Origin of the sequence: Allochromatium tepidum (genome assembly GCF_018409545.1) — a bacterium.
GTDB classification, from domain to species: Bacteria; Pseudomonadota; Gammaproteobacteria; order Chromatiales; family Chromatiaceae; genus Thermochromatium; species Thermochromatium tepidum_A.
Genome location: NZ_AP024563.1, coordinates 1,270,074 through 1,285,052, shown reverse-complemented (window position 1 = coordinate 1,285,052; position 14,979 = coordinate 1,270,074). Strand labels below are relative to the sequence as shown.

Genomic DNA, 14,979 nt, shown 5'->3' with positions numbered 1-14,979 from the left:
CGAGTAGCCCGATCGCCGACGACTCGACGGAGCCGGCCGCTCGGTCAAAGGAATAATACTGAAGATTTGCGCCACGGTTGTCGACCGTCGATCACGGAGATTCACGCCTAACAGGGTTCGCCCTTATATACCGGTGACTCGGACGAATGCCAGTCCATGTGCGAAAATCCGGCGCAAAAATCGGCTCGCCGGGCCTGTTGCCACTGATAACCCGAGGTCGTTTGCCGCACGATGTCGTCGTCTTCTCCATCCGAATCGCACTCTCCGCTCGATCCACCGCTGCCGCGCCGTCCGGGCGAGCGCCGGCTCTGGGGCGGGCTCCATGGCGCCGGCACGGCCCTGGCCATCGCCGGCGCCGCCGAGCGTCATCCCGGACTGGTGCTGGTGGTGGTCGATGCCGTCCAGACCGCCGCGACCCGGCGTGCCGAGCTGGGGTTCTTCCTGGACGGGCGCGAGCGGCCGATCCTCGATTTCCCGGACTGGGAGACCCTGCCCTACGACGTCTTCTCGCCGCTGCCCGAGCTGGTCTCGGAGCGGCTGCTGACCCTGCATCGTCTGCCGACGCTGGAGCATGGGGTGCTGATCGTCCCGGTCGCGACCCTGATGCAGCGTCTGCCGCCGCGCGACTATGTCGATGGGCATTCGCTGGTGCTCGCCGTCGGCGACCGGCTCGATCTCGACGCCACGCGCCGACGGCTGGAGCGGGCGGGCTATTCGTGCGTCTCGCAGGTCATCGGGCATGGCGAATATGCGGTGCGCGGCTCGCTGCTGGACGTCTTTCCGATGGGCAGTCAGGTTCCTCTGCGCATCGACCTGTTCGACGAAGAGGTCGAGAGTATCCGCGTTTTCGATCCCGAGACACAACGCTCCAGGGACAAACTCGACCGCATCCGACTGCTGCCGGCGCGTGAGTTGCCGCTCGACGAGGAGGCCATCGCCGGTTTCCGACAGCGTTATCGGGCCGCCATCGCCGGCGATCCGCAGCGCAGTCTCATCTATCGCGAGGTCTCCAAGGGGCAGGCGCCGGGCGGGCTGGAATACTATCTGCCGCTGTTCTTCGAGCAGACGGCCACGCTCTTCGATTATCTGCCCGAGGATACCCTGGTCGTCGAGTCGATCGAGTGTCGCGAGACGGCGCGAACCTTCTTCGAGGGCGTCGAGCAGCGCTACGAACAACGGCGGCATGACGCTGAGCGTCCGCTGCTGCCGCCGTCCCAGCTCTATCTGACACCGGAGGAACTGGCCGGGCGGCTCAACCGGCTCTCGGGCGTGCTCCATCAGCCGGACGCGGTCGACGCACGGCGCAAGGGCTATGCGGATGCCTGCAACTTCGCCACCCATCCCCTGCCCCCGCTGACCATCCAGGCGCGTGCCGCGCAACCGGCGCAGGCCCTGCAAGCCTTCCTCACCGACGGCGAGCGGCGCGTGCTCTTCGTCGCCGAGAGCAGCGGACGGCGCGAACTGCTGGCCGAGCAGCTCAAGGGCTTCGACATCCAGGCCCGTCCGGTGTCGGGCTGGCGGGCGTTCCTCGACGGCGATGCCGCACTCGCCCTGACGGTGGCCCCCATCGAACAGGGTCTGCTGCTGGAGGACGCGCGGCTCGCCGTCATCACCGAAAGCCGGCTCTATGGCGAACGGGTGCGCCAGGAACGGCGTCGACGTGAGCGCGAACGCGACAGCGACGCCATCGTCCGCAACCTCACCGAGCTGACCGAGGGCGCGCCCGTCGTCCACGAGGAACACGGCGTCGGACGCTATCTGGGACTCCAGACACTGGAGGTCGGCGGTCTGACCACCGAGTTCCTGACGCTCGAATATGCCAACGGCGACAAGCTCTATGTCCCGGTCGGTTCATTGCAGCTGATCTCGCGCTATACGGGCGCCTCGCCCGAGAACGCCCCGCTGCACCGACTCGGCGGCGATCAATGGGAGCGGATCAAGCGCAAGGCGGCGCAGAAGGCGCACGACGTGGCCGCCGAGCTGCTCGACATCCATGCCCGACGCGCGGCGCGCCGGGGGATCGCCTTCCCCAAGGGCGGCGAGGACTATGCCGCCTTCGCCGCCGCCTTCCCGTTCGAGGAGACCCCGGACCAACAGCGCGCCATCGAGTCGGTGCTGGCCGACATGGCCGATCCAAAGCCGATGGATCGCGTGGTCTGCGGCGACGTGGGCTTCGGCAAGACCGAGGTGGCCATGCGCGCGGCCTTCATGGCGGTGCACGGCGGGCGGCAGGTCGTCGTACTGGTGCCCACGACCCTGCTGGCGCAACAGCATTTCGAGAACTTCTCCGACCGCTTCGCCGACTGGCCGGTACGCGTCGAGAGTCTGTCGCGTTTCCGCACGGCGAAGGAACGGAAAGCGGTCCTGGACGGACTGGCGGACGGCACCATCGACATCGTGGTCGGTACCCACAAGCTGCTCCAGCCGACGATCCGCTTCAAGAACCTGGGTCTGGCCATCATCGACGAAGAGCACCGCTTCGGCGTGCGCCACAAGGAGCAGCTGAAGAACCTGCGCAGCGAGGTCGATGTCCTGACGCTGACCGCTACGCCGATCCCGCGCACGCTCAACATGGCCATGTCCGGTCTGCGCGATCTGTCGATCATCGCCACCCCGCCGGTCGAGCGTCATCCGATCAAGACCTTCGTCAGTCCCTGGAACGATGCCCTGGTGCAGGAAGCCGTACTGCGCGAGTTGAAGCGCGGCGGTCAGGTCTACTTCCTGCACAACGAGGTCGAGACCATCGAGAACCAGGCCCAGAAGCTCCAAGCCCTGATCCCGGAGGCGCGGGTGGCGGTCGCCCATGGTCAGATGCGCGAACGCGAGCTGGAGCGCATCATGCGCGACTTCTATCACCAGCGCTCCAACCTGCTGGTGTGCACCACCATCATCGAGAGCGGCATCGACGTGCCCTCGGCCAACACCATCCTCATCAACCGCGCCGACAAGCTGGGTCTGGCCCAGTTGCACCAGTTGCGCGGTCGGGTCGGACGCTCGCACCATCGCGCCTACGCCTATCTCATCACGCCGCCGACCAAGGCCATGACGGCGGATGCGAAAAAACGGCTGGAGGCCATCGAGTCGATGGAGGATCTGGGCGCGGGCTTCACGCTGGCGACCCATGATCTGGAGATCCGCGGCGCGGGCGAGCTGCTGGGCGACGAGCAGTCGGGCCAGATCACCGCGGTCGGTTTCACGCTCTACATGGAACTGCTGGAACGCGCGGTCGAGGCGCTGAAGTCAGGACGCGCGCCCGAGCTGGATCGCCCGCTCGATCACGGCACCGAGATCGATCTCGGGATTCCGGCGCTCCTGCCGAGTGACTATCTGCCGGACGTGCAGGCGCGGCTGGTGCTGTACAAGCGCATCGCCGGCGCGCGCGACCGCGAGGAACTGCGCGAATTGCAGGTGGAGATGATCGACCGCTTCGGCTTGCTGCCCGAACCGGCGAAGAATCTGCTGGAGATCACCGAGTTGAAGCTCCTGGTCCAGCCCTGGGGTATCCGCAAGATCGAGGCCGGACCGGCGAGCGGGCGTCTGCTCTTCACCGAATCGCCCAGGATCGATCCGGCCAGACTCATCGGTCTGATCCAGAGCCGGCCCAAGGAATACAAGCTGGAAGGCGGCGACAAGCTGAAATTCTTCCGCGATATGGCCGAGCCTGGAGCACGGATTCGCGAGGTTCGGCGCGTACTGGAGCCGCTGCTGGCATAGCTATTCGGTGCTCAGTTGCGCGGCTGCGGGCGTGCATAGAACTCACCATACGGCAAGCGATAGACGGCGATGAGCCGACGCATCCGCTCGGCCAACGCCTGGGCGCTCTGAAGATCGGTATAGAGTCCCGAATCCGTCGTCTCCGGCTCAGGGGGCGGCGCCGGCAACCGGATCGCCATGACCGGCTCGTACCAGCCGACGCGCTCCCGGCCTTCGACATGGAGGATCGGCTGCGACGTCGGGTGCATGATGACGTGGCGCATGGTATCGATGTGGTTGCTGGATTTCACGGCGATTCCCCTGAAGGTCGTTGTCCTGATGACCTTAAGAAGCGAATAGCGTGCCAACTGCACAGTCATCGATTTCAAGCGCCCTTAGCACGGACGCCACAGTGAAGCTGTTACGCAACACTCGTGAAACGGCGGGTTTTCGACGCTTACCGTTTTACGAATGACGTAGCTCCGTCGCCGCTGTTGTGACACTGTTGCTCGATCGCGGCAGAGACTATGATCTGCGTCGATGATGCCCGAGGTGTTTCGTGAACCACGCAACAGTTCGGCTTGAGTTTTCCGTCTATGCTGATAGCGACGGCACCGCCTTGGCACGGGTGTTTCAGGGCTGAGCGGGACTCCTTCGTTCAATACATCGAGTAATCCAAAGATGGCCGCCGAGAACAGACGCCTGCTCATCGCAATCGATGCCGAGATCCGCGAGATCAACCACAGGACCATCAATCCCTTGTTCGAGGAACTCAGGCTATCCGACCTCAGGCCTGTGATCGAAATGGTCGCCAAGGCGCGCGCCGAATACCTGCGGGCGCTCTACGACATCGCCGTCAAAAACTCGGATGGCCAACCGGGCAAGGCCGACATTGAGCGGCTCTCCGGCCTGCGCCAGATCTACGAGGAGCTCGTCAAGGGCACCCAGGCGCTGGAGACGGCCATCGAGCGTGAATACCTCGATGTCGGCAAATAGCCGTATCAGCGCTTGCCCTGACAGTTCGGGCAGATGCCGTAGACCACGAGCGAGTGGTCTTCGATCTTGAAATGATGCTCGGCGGCGATCCGCTTCTGGCGCGTCTCGATCGTGGGGTCGAGGAATTCGACGATCGCGCCGCACTTGATGCAGACCAGATGATCGTGATGCTCGCCGCTGTTGAGTTCGAAGACCGACTGACCGCTCTCGAAGTAACGGCGACAGACGAGTCCGGCGCTCTCGAACTGGGTCAGCACGCGATAGACGGTGGCCAGACCGATCTCTTCGTTCTGGCTCAGGAGTTCCTTGTAGACGTCCTCGGCGCTCATGTGGCGTTTACCGCTGTGCTCGAGGATGTTCAGGATCTTGACACGCGGTGCCGTGACCTTGAGTCCGGCCTGCTTGATCTGCTCGCTTTCCAACTGCATTCTCCACGTCACGGGCCGACACGACCGACCTGGACGATCGCACTCGGCCATTTGGCCCGGCGCCCCCCTGTGATCGGGGAACGGCGCTACTGTATGATGCGCTGATTTAGCGCAAAGTCGTGATCAGGACAAGATGCGAAAGATTTTCAGTTTTCCAATACTGGCCGCCCTGATGGTCTCGATCGCCGTCACGGGATGCGCGCGCGACACCAAACCGGGTGCAACGCGGACCTCGGTCCTGGAAGACCTGCCCTTCGTCTACAGGATGACGGTCCAGCAGGGCAACATCCTCACCGAGGAGATGGTCGACGCGCTCGAACTCGGCATGACCAAGCGTCAGGTCAACTTCGTACTGGGCACGCCGCCGCTGGTCAGCTTCTTCCACACCAATCGCTGGGATTACACCTATACCATCAGGCGTGGCCATCAGCCGATGGAACAGCGCAATCTGACGCTCTATTTCGAGGACGATCGACTGGTGCGTATCGAAGGTGATCTCAAGCCCGACCCGACCCGCGCCGCCGCGCGCACGTCCGAGCAGATCCTGATCGAGGTGCCCGACTATGAGGCACGCGAGGGTGTGATCCGCAAGGGTCTCAAAACCATCGGACTGGATCCCAAGGACTAAAGCCCACGCAGCGCCGATGGCTGGTCGCCTGCAGTCGAGCATCGGCAAAGATGAGAAAGATATGCATTGATAATTGACAGGCTCAAACTCAGCACTTACTCTTAAATGAGAATGATTGCTGTTTGATGACCATCCGGCTATTCCGTCCTCAATCACCGCACAACCCAGCCGAGAGCCTGACGATGCCTACGACCACACCAGCCGCCAGTCGCCGTCCCGAGCACCTCCAAAAGAGCGCACTGTCCCAGATACCGCGCACGATCGACGTCCGATCGCTGCTCGGCAATGATCCGTTCGTGATGATCGAGCACGGTGATTGTCGCTACATCCTGCGGATGACGCGCAACAACAAGCTGATTCTGACCAAGTAAGGAGCGGCGGCGTCCCCGTACTTGCAGGCTATTCGGATCGGATGCCGCCGTCCCGTATGACTCAGAGACCGGCGTCCGTCGCGGTCTCGGTTCGCTGCCCATGCCGCATCCGGCGCCCACGCCCCAGCTCCAACACCGGCGCTCCGAAGAAGGCCAGCACGGTCAGGTCTTCCTGGATATCGAAGAAGGCGTGATCACAGGCCGCGTGCACGTACATGAGCGTGCCCTGCCGGACGCGATGCTCGGTCTCGCCGATACGGAGCTGTCCCTTGCCCTCCAGCACCAGATAGAGTTCGTCCTCTTCATGGGCGCTGGCCATGTCCCTGGAACCGACCGGGATGTGGTAGATGGCGCAGGACAGCGACGGCGTGCGCAGGAATTCCTTGAAGTTGACGCCCTGACGCTCGACCTTGGCGAGCAATTCGTCGAGCTGGAAGACTTCCCAATCGCTCTCTTGCATGGGTATAAACCTATGAAAACAGTTTGTTATCGGTGATCGAGGCGGTTCCGACGATAGCAAGAGATGTCCCTCCAAGCAACTGAGAAGGATTTGCATGTATCAACTTGCCGGAGTGCCTAGCGAGAGCTGACAGGGTACGCGGTGTCCGTCTGGTCACGAGCACAGAATCAAACTCGATGCGGCTTGAAACATCCGTGTCCCAGATACCCATTAGCGCATCGACGCTGAACCTGAAGCTGCAAGCCGCAGCAAGGAACCATTGCAAGACCGTGAGTATTCCAGAACATGTTTGTCTGCATGAAGTCATCGACGTCGTCCTGACGACGCTGGACGCACGAGACCCCTATACCTATGAGCATTCCTGCCGGGTCGCGATCTTCTCGGACCTGATGGCGCGTGAACTCCAGCTGCCCCCCGCCATCCAGCAACGGATACGGGTCGCCGCCCAGTTGCACGACATTGGCAAGATCGCTATCGCGGATCAGGTGCTGAACAAGGCTGGCCGGCTCGATCGCGACGAAATGATCGAGATCCAGCGTCATCCGCGCATCGGCTACAACATCCTCGTGCGTCTCCCGACCTTCCATGAGATCGCGACCATCGTGCTGCACCATCACGAACGCTTCGACGGCGAGGGTTATCCGCAGCGACTGGCCGGCGAAGCCATCCCCCTGGAATCCAGGATCATCGCCGTTGCGGATGCCTTCGATGCCATGACCTCGAACCGGCCCTACCGCAAGGCGCTGTCGGTCGACGAGTCGCTGGCCGAGATCCGGCGGCATGCCGGTGAGCAGTTCGATCCGGTCATCGCGGCAAGCCTGACACGGCTACGCGACCTGGTGTCTGAGCAACTAGGCAGCGGCCCGACGCCCATCAATGGACAGCACCACGCCTATGTTGGGCACGAGGATCTGATGCACTCACGCATCGTCCAGAACGCGAGCGTCTTCGGGAAACAGGAGCCGCCCGGCCGCGCTCGGATCACCAAACACCTGGATGCGCCGCGCGCAACGCATCCAGATGGCGACCAGAACACCGGGATCGACCCGCAGCCGACTACCCACTGACGCTCGATCCCACCCCGTCGCCGTGATCACGGGCGAGCGCGACGAAGGCACGCAGATAATCGATGTCGGCCTCGCGCTCGCGGATGCCGACGAAGATCTGCTTGGCGATCCCCTGCGCACCGAGTCGTACCGCCCCGAGATCGAGCTTGCCGGCCTGTTCGTCCACTAGCCAGCGGGGCAGTGCCGCGACACCGCGACCGCCGGCGACCATCTGCAGCAGGATGTCGGTCGTTTCGATCGGCTTGTGGCGCTTGGGCCGGATGCCGGCCGGCAGCAGGAAGCGGGTATAGATGTCGAGCCGGTCGAGGGCGACCGGATAGGTGATCAGTGTTTCCTCGGCCAGATGTTCCGGTTGCACGTATGGGAGACCGCGCAGACGATGCCCCGCGCCGACCGCCAGCACCTGCTCATAGTCGAACACCGGCTCGAACCGCAGGCCGCCCGTGTAGAGCGGATCGGGCGTCACCAGCAGATCGATCTCGTGCGCAAAGAGCGCACCGATTCCGCCGAACTGGAATTCCTGCCGGACATCCACATCCACGTCCGGCCAAGCGGCCAGATAGGGTGATACCACCTTCAACAGCCATTGATAGCAGGGATGGCACTCGATGCCGATGCGCAGGGTGCCGCGCTCCCCCTGGGCGAACTGCCGCAGACGCTCTTCGGCCTGTGTGAGCTGCGGCAGCAGACGATTGGCCACCGCCAGCAGATAGGCGCCGGCTTGCGTCGGACGCAGACGGCGCCCCTCCCGCGTCCAGATCGCCACCCCGAGCTGATCCTCCAGCTTGCGTATCGCATGGCTCAACGCCGATTGGGTGAGATGCAGTTGCTCGGCAGCGGCCGTCAGTGAACCGTGCTGATCGACGGCACGGACGATCGCCAGATGGGTGCGTTCCAGTTGAGCCATGTAACTCGCTTCACATGAATATCATGCATGATTGGATGAAATCATACCATTTCCACTCATGATTCACGCTGACGAGAATGGCGCCATCCTTCATCCGTCAGAGCAATCGATATGGCCATTACACACAACCTCGGCTTTCCGCGCATCGGCGCCAAGCGCGAATTGAAGTTCGCCCTGGAATCCTACTGGAAGGGCGAGTCCACGCTCGACACACTCAGGGCGGTCGGCGCCGAGCTGCGCGCGCGCCATTGGCAAGACCAAGCAGGTCTGGATCTGGTCCCGGTGGGCGATTTCGCCTTCTACGACCAGATGCTCGACATGAGTTTCACGCTGGGCCACCTCCCCGAGCGCGTGCGTGGCGTCACAGGTGATGTCCTCGACACCTATTTCCGTGTGGCGCGTGGGCGCTCGGCGCCGGCGGCGGAAGCACAGGCCGGCTGTACCTGCGGCGTCGCCGCCGGCGAGATGACCAAGTGGTTCGATACCAACTATCACTACATCGTGCCGGAGTTCACGGCGGCCACCGAATTCGAGCTCGATGCCTCGCGCCTGCTCGAACAACTGGCCGAGGCCCAGAGCCAGGGCGTCAATGCCAAACCGGTCATCATCGGCCCCGTCACCTATCTGGCCCTGGGCAAGAGCAAGGACGGTTCCGACCGGCTCGCGTTGCTCGATCGTCTGCTGCCGGTCTATGCCGAGTTGCTGAACCGGCTGGCCGCGCACGGCGTCCAGTGGGTGCAGATCGACGAGCCGATCCTGGTCACGGAACTCGATGAGGCCTGGCGTCACGCCTTCGAGATCGCCTATCACGAACTCAAGACGGCTCCGGTCAAGCTGCTGCTGGCGACCTATTTCGGCGAACTCCAGGATCAAGGCTATCTGGCCGCCCATCTGCCGGTGGCCGGACTGCACATCGATGCCGTCCGGGGACGCGATGATCTGGCACCGTTGCTGAATCTGTTGCCCTCGACCAAGATCCTGTCGCTCGGCGTGATCGACGGCCGCAACATCTGGAAGACGGATCTGAACGCCGTGCTCGACTGGCTGGAGCCGATCCAGGACCAGCTCGGCGAGCGGCTGTGGATCGCGCCCTCCTGTTCGCTGCTGCATGTGCCGGTGGATCTGGACAGCGAACAGACGCTCGATCCCGAGATCCGATCCTGGCTCGCCTTCGCCCGGCAGAAACTCGATGAGCTGCGGGTGCTGGCCAGGGCGCTGAATCAGGGTCGTGAGACCGTCAGGGCCGAGCTGGACGCCAACCGGGCCGCCATCGATTCACGGCGCCAATCGCCGCGCGTCAACAATCCCGAGGTCAAGGCGTCGCTCACCCGAATCGATGCCCGCTGGGGTCAGCGCCAGAGTCCCTACGCCGAGCGCGCCGCCAAACAGGCCGGCCTGCTGAATCTGCCTGAATTCCCCACCACCACCATCGGCTCCTTTCCCCAGACGGGCGAGATCCGTCAGGCGCGCCGGCAGTTCAAGGCAGGGGCGATCGACGAGGCGACCTATGTCGGGATCATGCGCGGCGAGATCGCCCGCTGCGTGCGCGAGCAGGAGGCGTTGGGGCTGGATGTCCTGGTGCACGGCGAGGCCGAGCGCAACGACATGGTCGAGTACTTCGGCGAACAGCTCGCGGGCTTCACCTTCAGCCAGTTCGGCTGGGTGCAGTCCTACGGCTCGCGTTGCGTCAAGCCGCCGATCCTGTTCGGCGACGTCCGCCGTCCCAAGGCCATGACCGTCGACTGGATCACCTACGCCCAGTCGCTGACCGAGAAACCGATGAAGGGCATGCTGACCGGCCCGGTGACCATCCTCAACTGGTCCTTCGTGCGCGACGACCAGCCGCGTTCGGTCTCCTGCCGGCAGTTGGCGTTGGCGATGCGCGAGGAGGTGCTGGATCTGGAGCGTGCCGGCGTGCGCGTGATCCAGATCGACGAGGCGGCGCTGCGCGAGGGCCTGCCGCTACGCCGGTCGCAATGGAAGGGCTATCTCGACTGGGCGGTCGAGTGCTTCCGTATCACCGCCAATGGTGTGACCGATGAGACCCAGATCCACACCCATATGTGCTACTCGGAGTTCAACGACATCATCGCGTCGATCGCCGAGATGGACGCCGACGTCATCACCATCGAGACCTCGCGCTCGGACATGGAACTGCTCGACGCCTTCGACGATTTCAGCTATCCCAACGCGATCGGCCCCGGCGTCTACGACATCCACACGCCCAACATCCCGAGCGAGGCGCACATGGTCGAGCTGATGCGCAAGGCCGCCGAGCGCATCCCGTCACAACGGTTGTGGGTGAATCCGGACTGCGGACTCAAGACCCGGCAGTGGAACGAGGTCATCCCGGCGCTCACCAATATGGTCGCCGCCGCGAAGACACTGCGCACCGGACTCGGCTGATCGCCTGAACGGATGGCGCGCAGCGGATATCAGGCGTGCCACTGTTCGACTATGCAAGGCGCCTCATCCCACGTCATGGCCGATCCTGGGTCATTGTCAGCGCGCCCTCCTCGACCGCTCGCTCGCCTGAAGCCAGTCGCGCACCCCGCAGGGCATTGACCAACACCCCGAGCGTGGTGCCGTTGTGCAGCAACGCGCTGGCGACGGGCGAGAGCCGGCCCATGAGCGCACCGGCCATGATGGCGGTGTTGATACCGACGGTGGCGTTGAAGTTGGTGCGGATGATGCGCATGGTGCCGAACGCAATCTCGCGCGCGTCCGCGACTGCGAGCAGACGGTCGTCGGTGAGCACGATATCGGCACTCGCCCGCGCCAGATCCGCCCCGCGCGACATGGCGATGCCGACATCCGCCGCGACCAGCGCCGGCCCGTCGTTGATGCCGTCGCCGACGAAACCGACCTTGCGTCCCTCACGCTGAAGCGCAGTGATGAGCGCCGCCTTCTCCTCCGGACGCACCTCGCCGTAGACCTGATCGAGCCGCAGCGTCCGCCCCAGGGCCTCGGCCTTCTCCTGACGATCGCCCGAGATCATCACCAACCGCTCGATTCCGAGCGCACGCAGCCGCTCCAGGGTCGCCTCGGCGTCTGCGCGCAGGGTGTCGCGCAGTGCGATCAGACCCATGGGGCCATGCTCGCTGGCGACATAGAGCAGGGTCTTGCCCTCGTCGAGCAGGCGCTTGACCTGCGCCTCGTGGGCGTCGAAGCGGATGCCTTCGTGCTCTTCCAGATAGTGTCGGCTGCCGACGATGATGCGACAGCAGTCGATCTGAGCGTTGAGTCCGTGGGCGACCATGTAGTCGACCTCGCCGTGCGAGATGTGCTGGAGGTCGCGCTCGCGCGCCGCCTCGACCACGGCCTGGGACAGGGGATGGGCGGCATGTTCCTCGACCGAGGCGACCATGGCGAGCAGGGTTTCCTCCGACTCGCCGCAGCGCGGATCCAGCACCACGACGTCGGTGACTTCCAGCTCGCTGTGGGTCAGGGTTCCGGTCTTGTCGAACACCAGGGTATCGATCTCGGCCAGACGCTCCATGGCCTCGCCGCCCTTGATCAGTACCCCATGATTGGCGGCCTCGTAGAGTCCGGACTTGAAGGCGACCGGGGTGCCGAGCTTGAGCGCACAGGAATAGTCGACCAGGAACACCGACTGCACCCGCGTCAGATCGCGCGTCAGGGCATAGACGGCCGCCGCCGAGCCGAGCGTGAGATAGACCCGCTTGTCGGCCAGTTCGTCTCGAGATGGATGGCCTCGATCGCTTCGAGACTGACATGCACGGTGCGATCGACCGGCGTGCCGGTGCGCTCCAGGAGGCCGACGACACGGAATGGCTTGTCGGCGTGCGCGGTGAAGCTCACCTTGCCCGTACCATGCCCGACGACGATGGAATCACCCAGACGATAGCCGAGCGCGGCGGCGACCTCGGCACCGAGCACGGCATCGTAGAGATCGGCGAACGGACCGCCCTGGGCGAACTCGAGCCGACGGTCGCGGGCGAAGCGATAGTGCTCGAAATAGCTCAGATCCGTCCCCAGCACCGGATAGCCCTGATGGGAGTCGCCCAGCGAGAGGGGCACCGTCCAGGCGACCCTGGGATGAGCGGCGATCGCCTGATAGGTCTCCCAGGAGATGTTGTGCGTGGCATGACCGAGACGAAAGACGGCATAGAGCAGGAGCTGCACCGATCCGCCGCGCGCGCCGACGATCAGGTCGGTCCCCGACAGGGTGTTGGCGAAGCTCGTCTGCGCCTCGTGCCGCAAGCGCTCGACGCCGACCAGCAGACTGACGCTCAGGGCGATGCTCAGCAGGGTGAGTCCGGCGCTGAAGCGGCGATTGAGCAGGCTCTTCCAGGCGAGTCGGAGAATGGCCATGGTCTTCAGCTCCCGGACTGGAGGGCGGTCTCGCGATCCGCCGTGGCGCGGTTGAGCGCGGCGAGACTCAGGGTGCGATCGAACAGGGGCGCGAGGGTGTTGTCGTGACTGACGAAGACCAGGGTCGCACCCGAGTCCGCGCACTCCTGGAACAGGAGCTGGATGAAGGCCGTGCGCCGGTCGGCATCCAGGGACGAGGTCGGCTCGTCGGCGATCAGCAACTCGGGTGCGCCCATGAACGCGCGCGCGGCGGCGACACGCTGTTGCTGCCCGACGCTCAGCGCGTTCACCGGGCTATCCGGACATCCGGCGTCCGCCATGTCCAACTGTTTCAGCAACCGCCGCGCCTCGGCGGTTGGCGTGCCGGAGCGTCGGCGGGCGCGCTCGCGCCGTATCCGCGAGAAATGACAGGGCAACTGCACGTTCTCCAGGACCGAGAGATAGAGGATGAGGTTGAACATCTGAAAGATGTAACCGATATGATCGGCCCGGAAGTGATCGCGCCGCGCACCGCCGGTGGCTTCGAGCGGCCGGCCCAGCACCCGCAGACTCCCCTGACGCGGCACCGCCACGCCGGCCAGCAGGTTCAGCAGAGTGGTCTTGCCGCTGCCGCTCGGCCCGGCGACGAAGACCCGCTCGCCGCGCTCGATGCGAAGATGATCGAGCCGGAGCACCGGCGGCCCCGGCTCGGTCCAGCGGAACGTGAGATCCCGGATCTCGACGGCCGGCTGGCGCTGAGTGTCCGAGTCTGAATTGAGGGTGCGAGACCAGGCCATGGCCGATCCTGAACGCCGTTGGTTGTCGAACCGAGATGTTATCTCATAACATCGCCCTGAGCACCTGGCCAAGACGCACCTGGGTGCGCCCGATCCACTCCAAGGCTGTGAGCCACTCCGAGGAAACCATGCGAACGCGCTTCCTATCGTTCATCGCGCTGATCTGTATGCCCGCCGCCCTGCCGGCTGCGGACCGAATCCAGGTCTTCGTCACCGTGCCGCCGCAGCAGACCTTCGTCGAACGGATCGGCGGATCCCAAGTCCGGGTCGAAGCGCTCGTCGGCGCCGGTTCCAATCCACATGCCTATGAGCCGACCCCAGGGCAGATCGCGCGTCTGGCCGAGGCCGATGTCTATTTCGGGATCGGGCTGCCGATGGAGGCGGCCTGGATGAAGCGAATCCGGGCCGTGAATCCGGAGATCCGCGTGGTGGATCTCAGCGACGGGATCTCAAGGCGTCGCCTCGAAGCACACGATCATCACCATGAATCCGGCACCGAGCAGGATCCGCACGTCTGGACCAGCCCGCCGCTCGTGATCGGGATGGCGGAACGCATCGCCGGGACGCTGGCTGAACTCGATCCGCTGCAAGCTGCTGAATATGAGGCGCGTCTGGCCGATTTCGTCGCCGAGCTGAAGGATCTGGATGCCGACACCCGCACCCGGCTCGACCGGCTGAAGCACCGTCGCTTCATGGTCTACCACCCGTCCTGGGGCTACTTCGCCGATAACTACGGCCTGACCCAGATCCCCATCGAGTCCGAGGGCAAGGAGCCGGGTCCGCGACGGCTGGCCGCCCTGATCGATCAGGCGCGACGCGAGGACGTCCGGGTGATCCTCGCCCAGCCGCAGATGTCGACCAAGGCCGCCGAGCAGGTCGCCCAGGAGATCGGCGGACGGGTGGAGGTCGTCGACACGCTGTCCGCCGACTACATCGGCACCATCCGCCACCTCACCCGAGTTCTGACGAGCACTGAGGAGTAAGGCCATCAGTTACAAGTTAAGGGATCGGTTGTCATGTCAAGCCGAATCCAGTGGAGCCTGAGCCTTTTGTTTAGGCGGCTTGCGTGGACGTTTGATGAGGCCCAGTGGCTTGGCTTGCTCGGCCAGATAGCGCACGGGGTCGAGTGAGGGATCCTGCGGCTGGGCACCGACGACGAAGTACGAATCCGGCAGATCGAGTTCGACACAGGCACTCATGCCGAGCCTCCGGAATCCGCATCGCCCGCAGACGCGCTTCCAGTCCTCGCGCATCGCGGATGAAATCCGGCATGAGCGCCACGGCCGACTCGAGCGCTCACAAGGTATTGCGCAGATGA

The 14,979-nt window shown here is 64.2% G+C and carries 14 protein-coding genes and 1 pseudogene; 7 read left to right on the top strand and 8 right to left on the bottom strand.

Annotated features, from left to right (window positions below):
* Positions 1 to 231 precede the first annotated feature (231 nt).
* Complete coding sequence (gene mfd, locus Atep_RS06110) at positions 232 to 3,714, top strand: transcription-repair coupling factor (RefSeq protein WP_213380849.1); 3,483 nt, start codon at positions 232 to 234, stop codon at positions 3,712 to 3,714.
* Between the two features lie 11 nt (positions 3,715 to 3,725).
* On the opposite strand, the gene Atep_RS06105 is transcribed toward mfd, so the two are convergent.
* On the bottom strand, positions 3,726 to 4,004 hold the full coding sequence (locus Atep_RS06105; protein WP_213380847.1) for a hypothetical protein: 279 nt from the start codon (positions 4,002 to 4,004) through the stop codon (positions 3,726 to 3,728).
* A 370-nt stretch (positions 4,005 to 4,374) separates the two neighbouring features.
* Here Atep_RS06105 and Atep_RS06100 point away from each other — a divergent pair, with 370 nt between their 5' ends.
* Positions 4,375 to 4,689 carry a hypothetical protein gene (locus Atep_RS06100; protein ID WP_213380845.1) on the top strand — a complete coding sequence of 105 codons (315 nt, stop codon included), beginning with the start codon at positions 4,375 to 4,377 and terminating at the stop codon, positions 4,687 to 4,689.
* A 5-nt stretch (positions 4,690 to 4,694) separates the two neighbouring features.
* Here the strand turns inward: Atep_RS06100 and fur are convergent, their stop codons facing one another.
* Entirely contained in the window at positions 4,695 to 5,111 is a 417-nt protein-coding gene (fur, locus tag Atep_RS06095) for a ferric iron uptake transcriptional regulator (protein WP_213381453.1), read from the bottom strand.
* A 139-nt stretch (positions 5,112 to 5,250) separates the two neighbouring features.
* On the opposite strand from fur, the gene Atep_RS06090 reads away from it, so the two are divergent.
* Together Atep_RS06090 and hemP are read left to right on the top strand one after the other, a co-directional pair.
* Positions 5,251 to 5,745: an outer membrane protein assembly factor BamE gene (locus tag Atep_RS06090; RefSeq protein WP_213380843.1), complete on the top strand. Its 495-nt coding sequence runs from the start codon at positions 5,251 to 5,253 to the stop codon at positions 5,743 to 5,745.
* Positions 5,746 to 5,870: 125 nt separating this feature from the next.
* Complete coding sequence (gene hemP, locus Atep_RS06085; protein ID WP_236786565.1) at positions 5,871 to 6,116, top strand: hemin uptake protein HemP; 246 nt, start codon at positions 5,871 to 5,873, stop codon at positions 6,114 to 6,116.
* A gap of 61 nt (positions 6,117 to 6,177) precedes the next feature.
* On the opposite strand, the gene Atep_RS06080 is transcribed toward hemP, so the two are convergent.
* Complete coding sequence (locus Atep_RS06080; RefSeq protein WP_213380841.1) at positions 6,178 to 6,576, bottom strand: cupin domain-containing protein; 399 nt, start codon at positions 6,574 to 6,576, stop codon at positions 6,178 to 6,180.
* Positions 6,577 to 6,845: 269 nt separating this feature from the next.
* Here Atep_RS06080 and Atep_RS06075 point away from each other — a divergent pair, with 269 nt between their 5' ends.
* Positions 6,846 to 7,643: an HD-GYP domain-containing protein gene (locus Atep_RS06075; RefSeq protein ID WP_236786562.1), complete on the top strand. Its 798-nt coding sequence runs from the start codon at positions 6,846 to 6,848 to the stop codon at positions 7,641 to 7,643.
* Here the strand turns inward: Atep_RS06075 and Atep_RS06070 are convergent.
* Positions 7,633 to 8,550 (bottom strand): LysR family transcriptional regulator, encoded by a 918-nt coding sequence (locus tag Atep_RS06070; protein ID WP_213380839.1) that lies wholly within the window; start codon positions 8,548 to 8,550, stop codon positions 7,633 to 7,635. The genes Atep_RS06075 and Atep_RS06070 overlap by 11 nt on opposite strands.
* 111 nt (positions 8,551 to 8,661) lie before the next feature.
* On the opposite strand from Atep_RS06070, the gene metE reads away from it, so the two are divergent.
* Positions 8,662 to 10,956, top strand: a complete 2,295-nt coding sequence (metE, locus tag Atep_RS06065; RefSeq protein ID WP_213380837.1) for a 5-methyltetrahydropteroyltriglutamate--homocysteine S-methyltransferase — start codon at positions 8,662 to 8,664, stop codon at positions 10,954 to 10,956.
* Between the two features lie 73 nt (positions 10,957 to 11,029).
* On the opposite strand, the gene Atep_RS06060 is transcribed toward metE, so the two are convergent.
* The 3 genes and pseudogenes from Atep_RS06060 to Atep_RS06050 form a co-directional block, all read right to left on the bottom strand.
* Entirely contained in the window at positions 11,030 to 12,190 is a 1,161-nt protein-coding gene (locus tag Atep_RS06060) for a heavy metal translocating P-type ATPase (RefSeq protein WP_336511398.1), read from the bottom strand.
* Positions 12,191 to 12,249: 59 nt separating this feature from the next.
* Positions 12,250 to 12,885, bottom strand: a pseudogene (locus Atep_RS06055) (ABC transporter permease); the annotation flags it as partial.
* Between the two features lie 5 nt (positions 12,886 to 12,890).
* Positions 12,891 to 13,661, bottom strand: coding sequence for an ABC transporter ATP-binding protein (locus Atep_RS06050; protein WP_213380834.1), 771 nt, complete (start codon positions 13,659 to 13,661; stop codon positions 12,891 to 12,893).
* 35 nt (positions 13,662 to 13,696) lie between these two features.
* Here Atep_RS06050 and Atep_RS06045 point away from each other — a divergent pair, with 35 nt between their 5' ends.
* Positions 13,697 to 14,644, top strand: a complete 948-nt coding sequence (locus Atep_RS06045) for a metal ABC transporter solute-binding protein, Zn/Mn family (RefSeq protein WP_336511388.1) — start codon at positions 13,697 to 13,699, stop codon at positions 14,642 to 14,644.
* A gap of 36 nt (positions 14,645 to 14,680) precedes the next feature.
* Here the strand turns inward: Atep_RS06045 and Atep_RS06040 are convergent, their stop codons facing one another.
* On the bottom strand, positions 14,681 to 14,860 hold the full coding sequence (locus Atep_RS06040; RefSeq protein WP_213380832.1) for a hypothetical protein: 180 nt from the start codon (positions 14,858 to 14,860) through the stop codon (positions 14,681 to 14,683).
* Between the last annotated feature and the right edge of the window lie 119 nt (positions 14,861 to 14,979).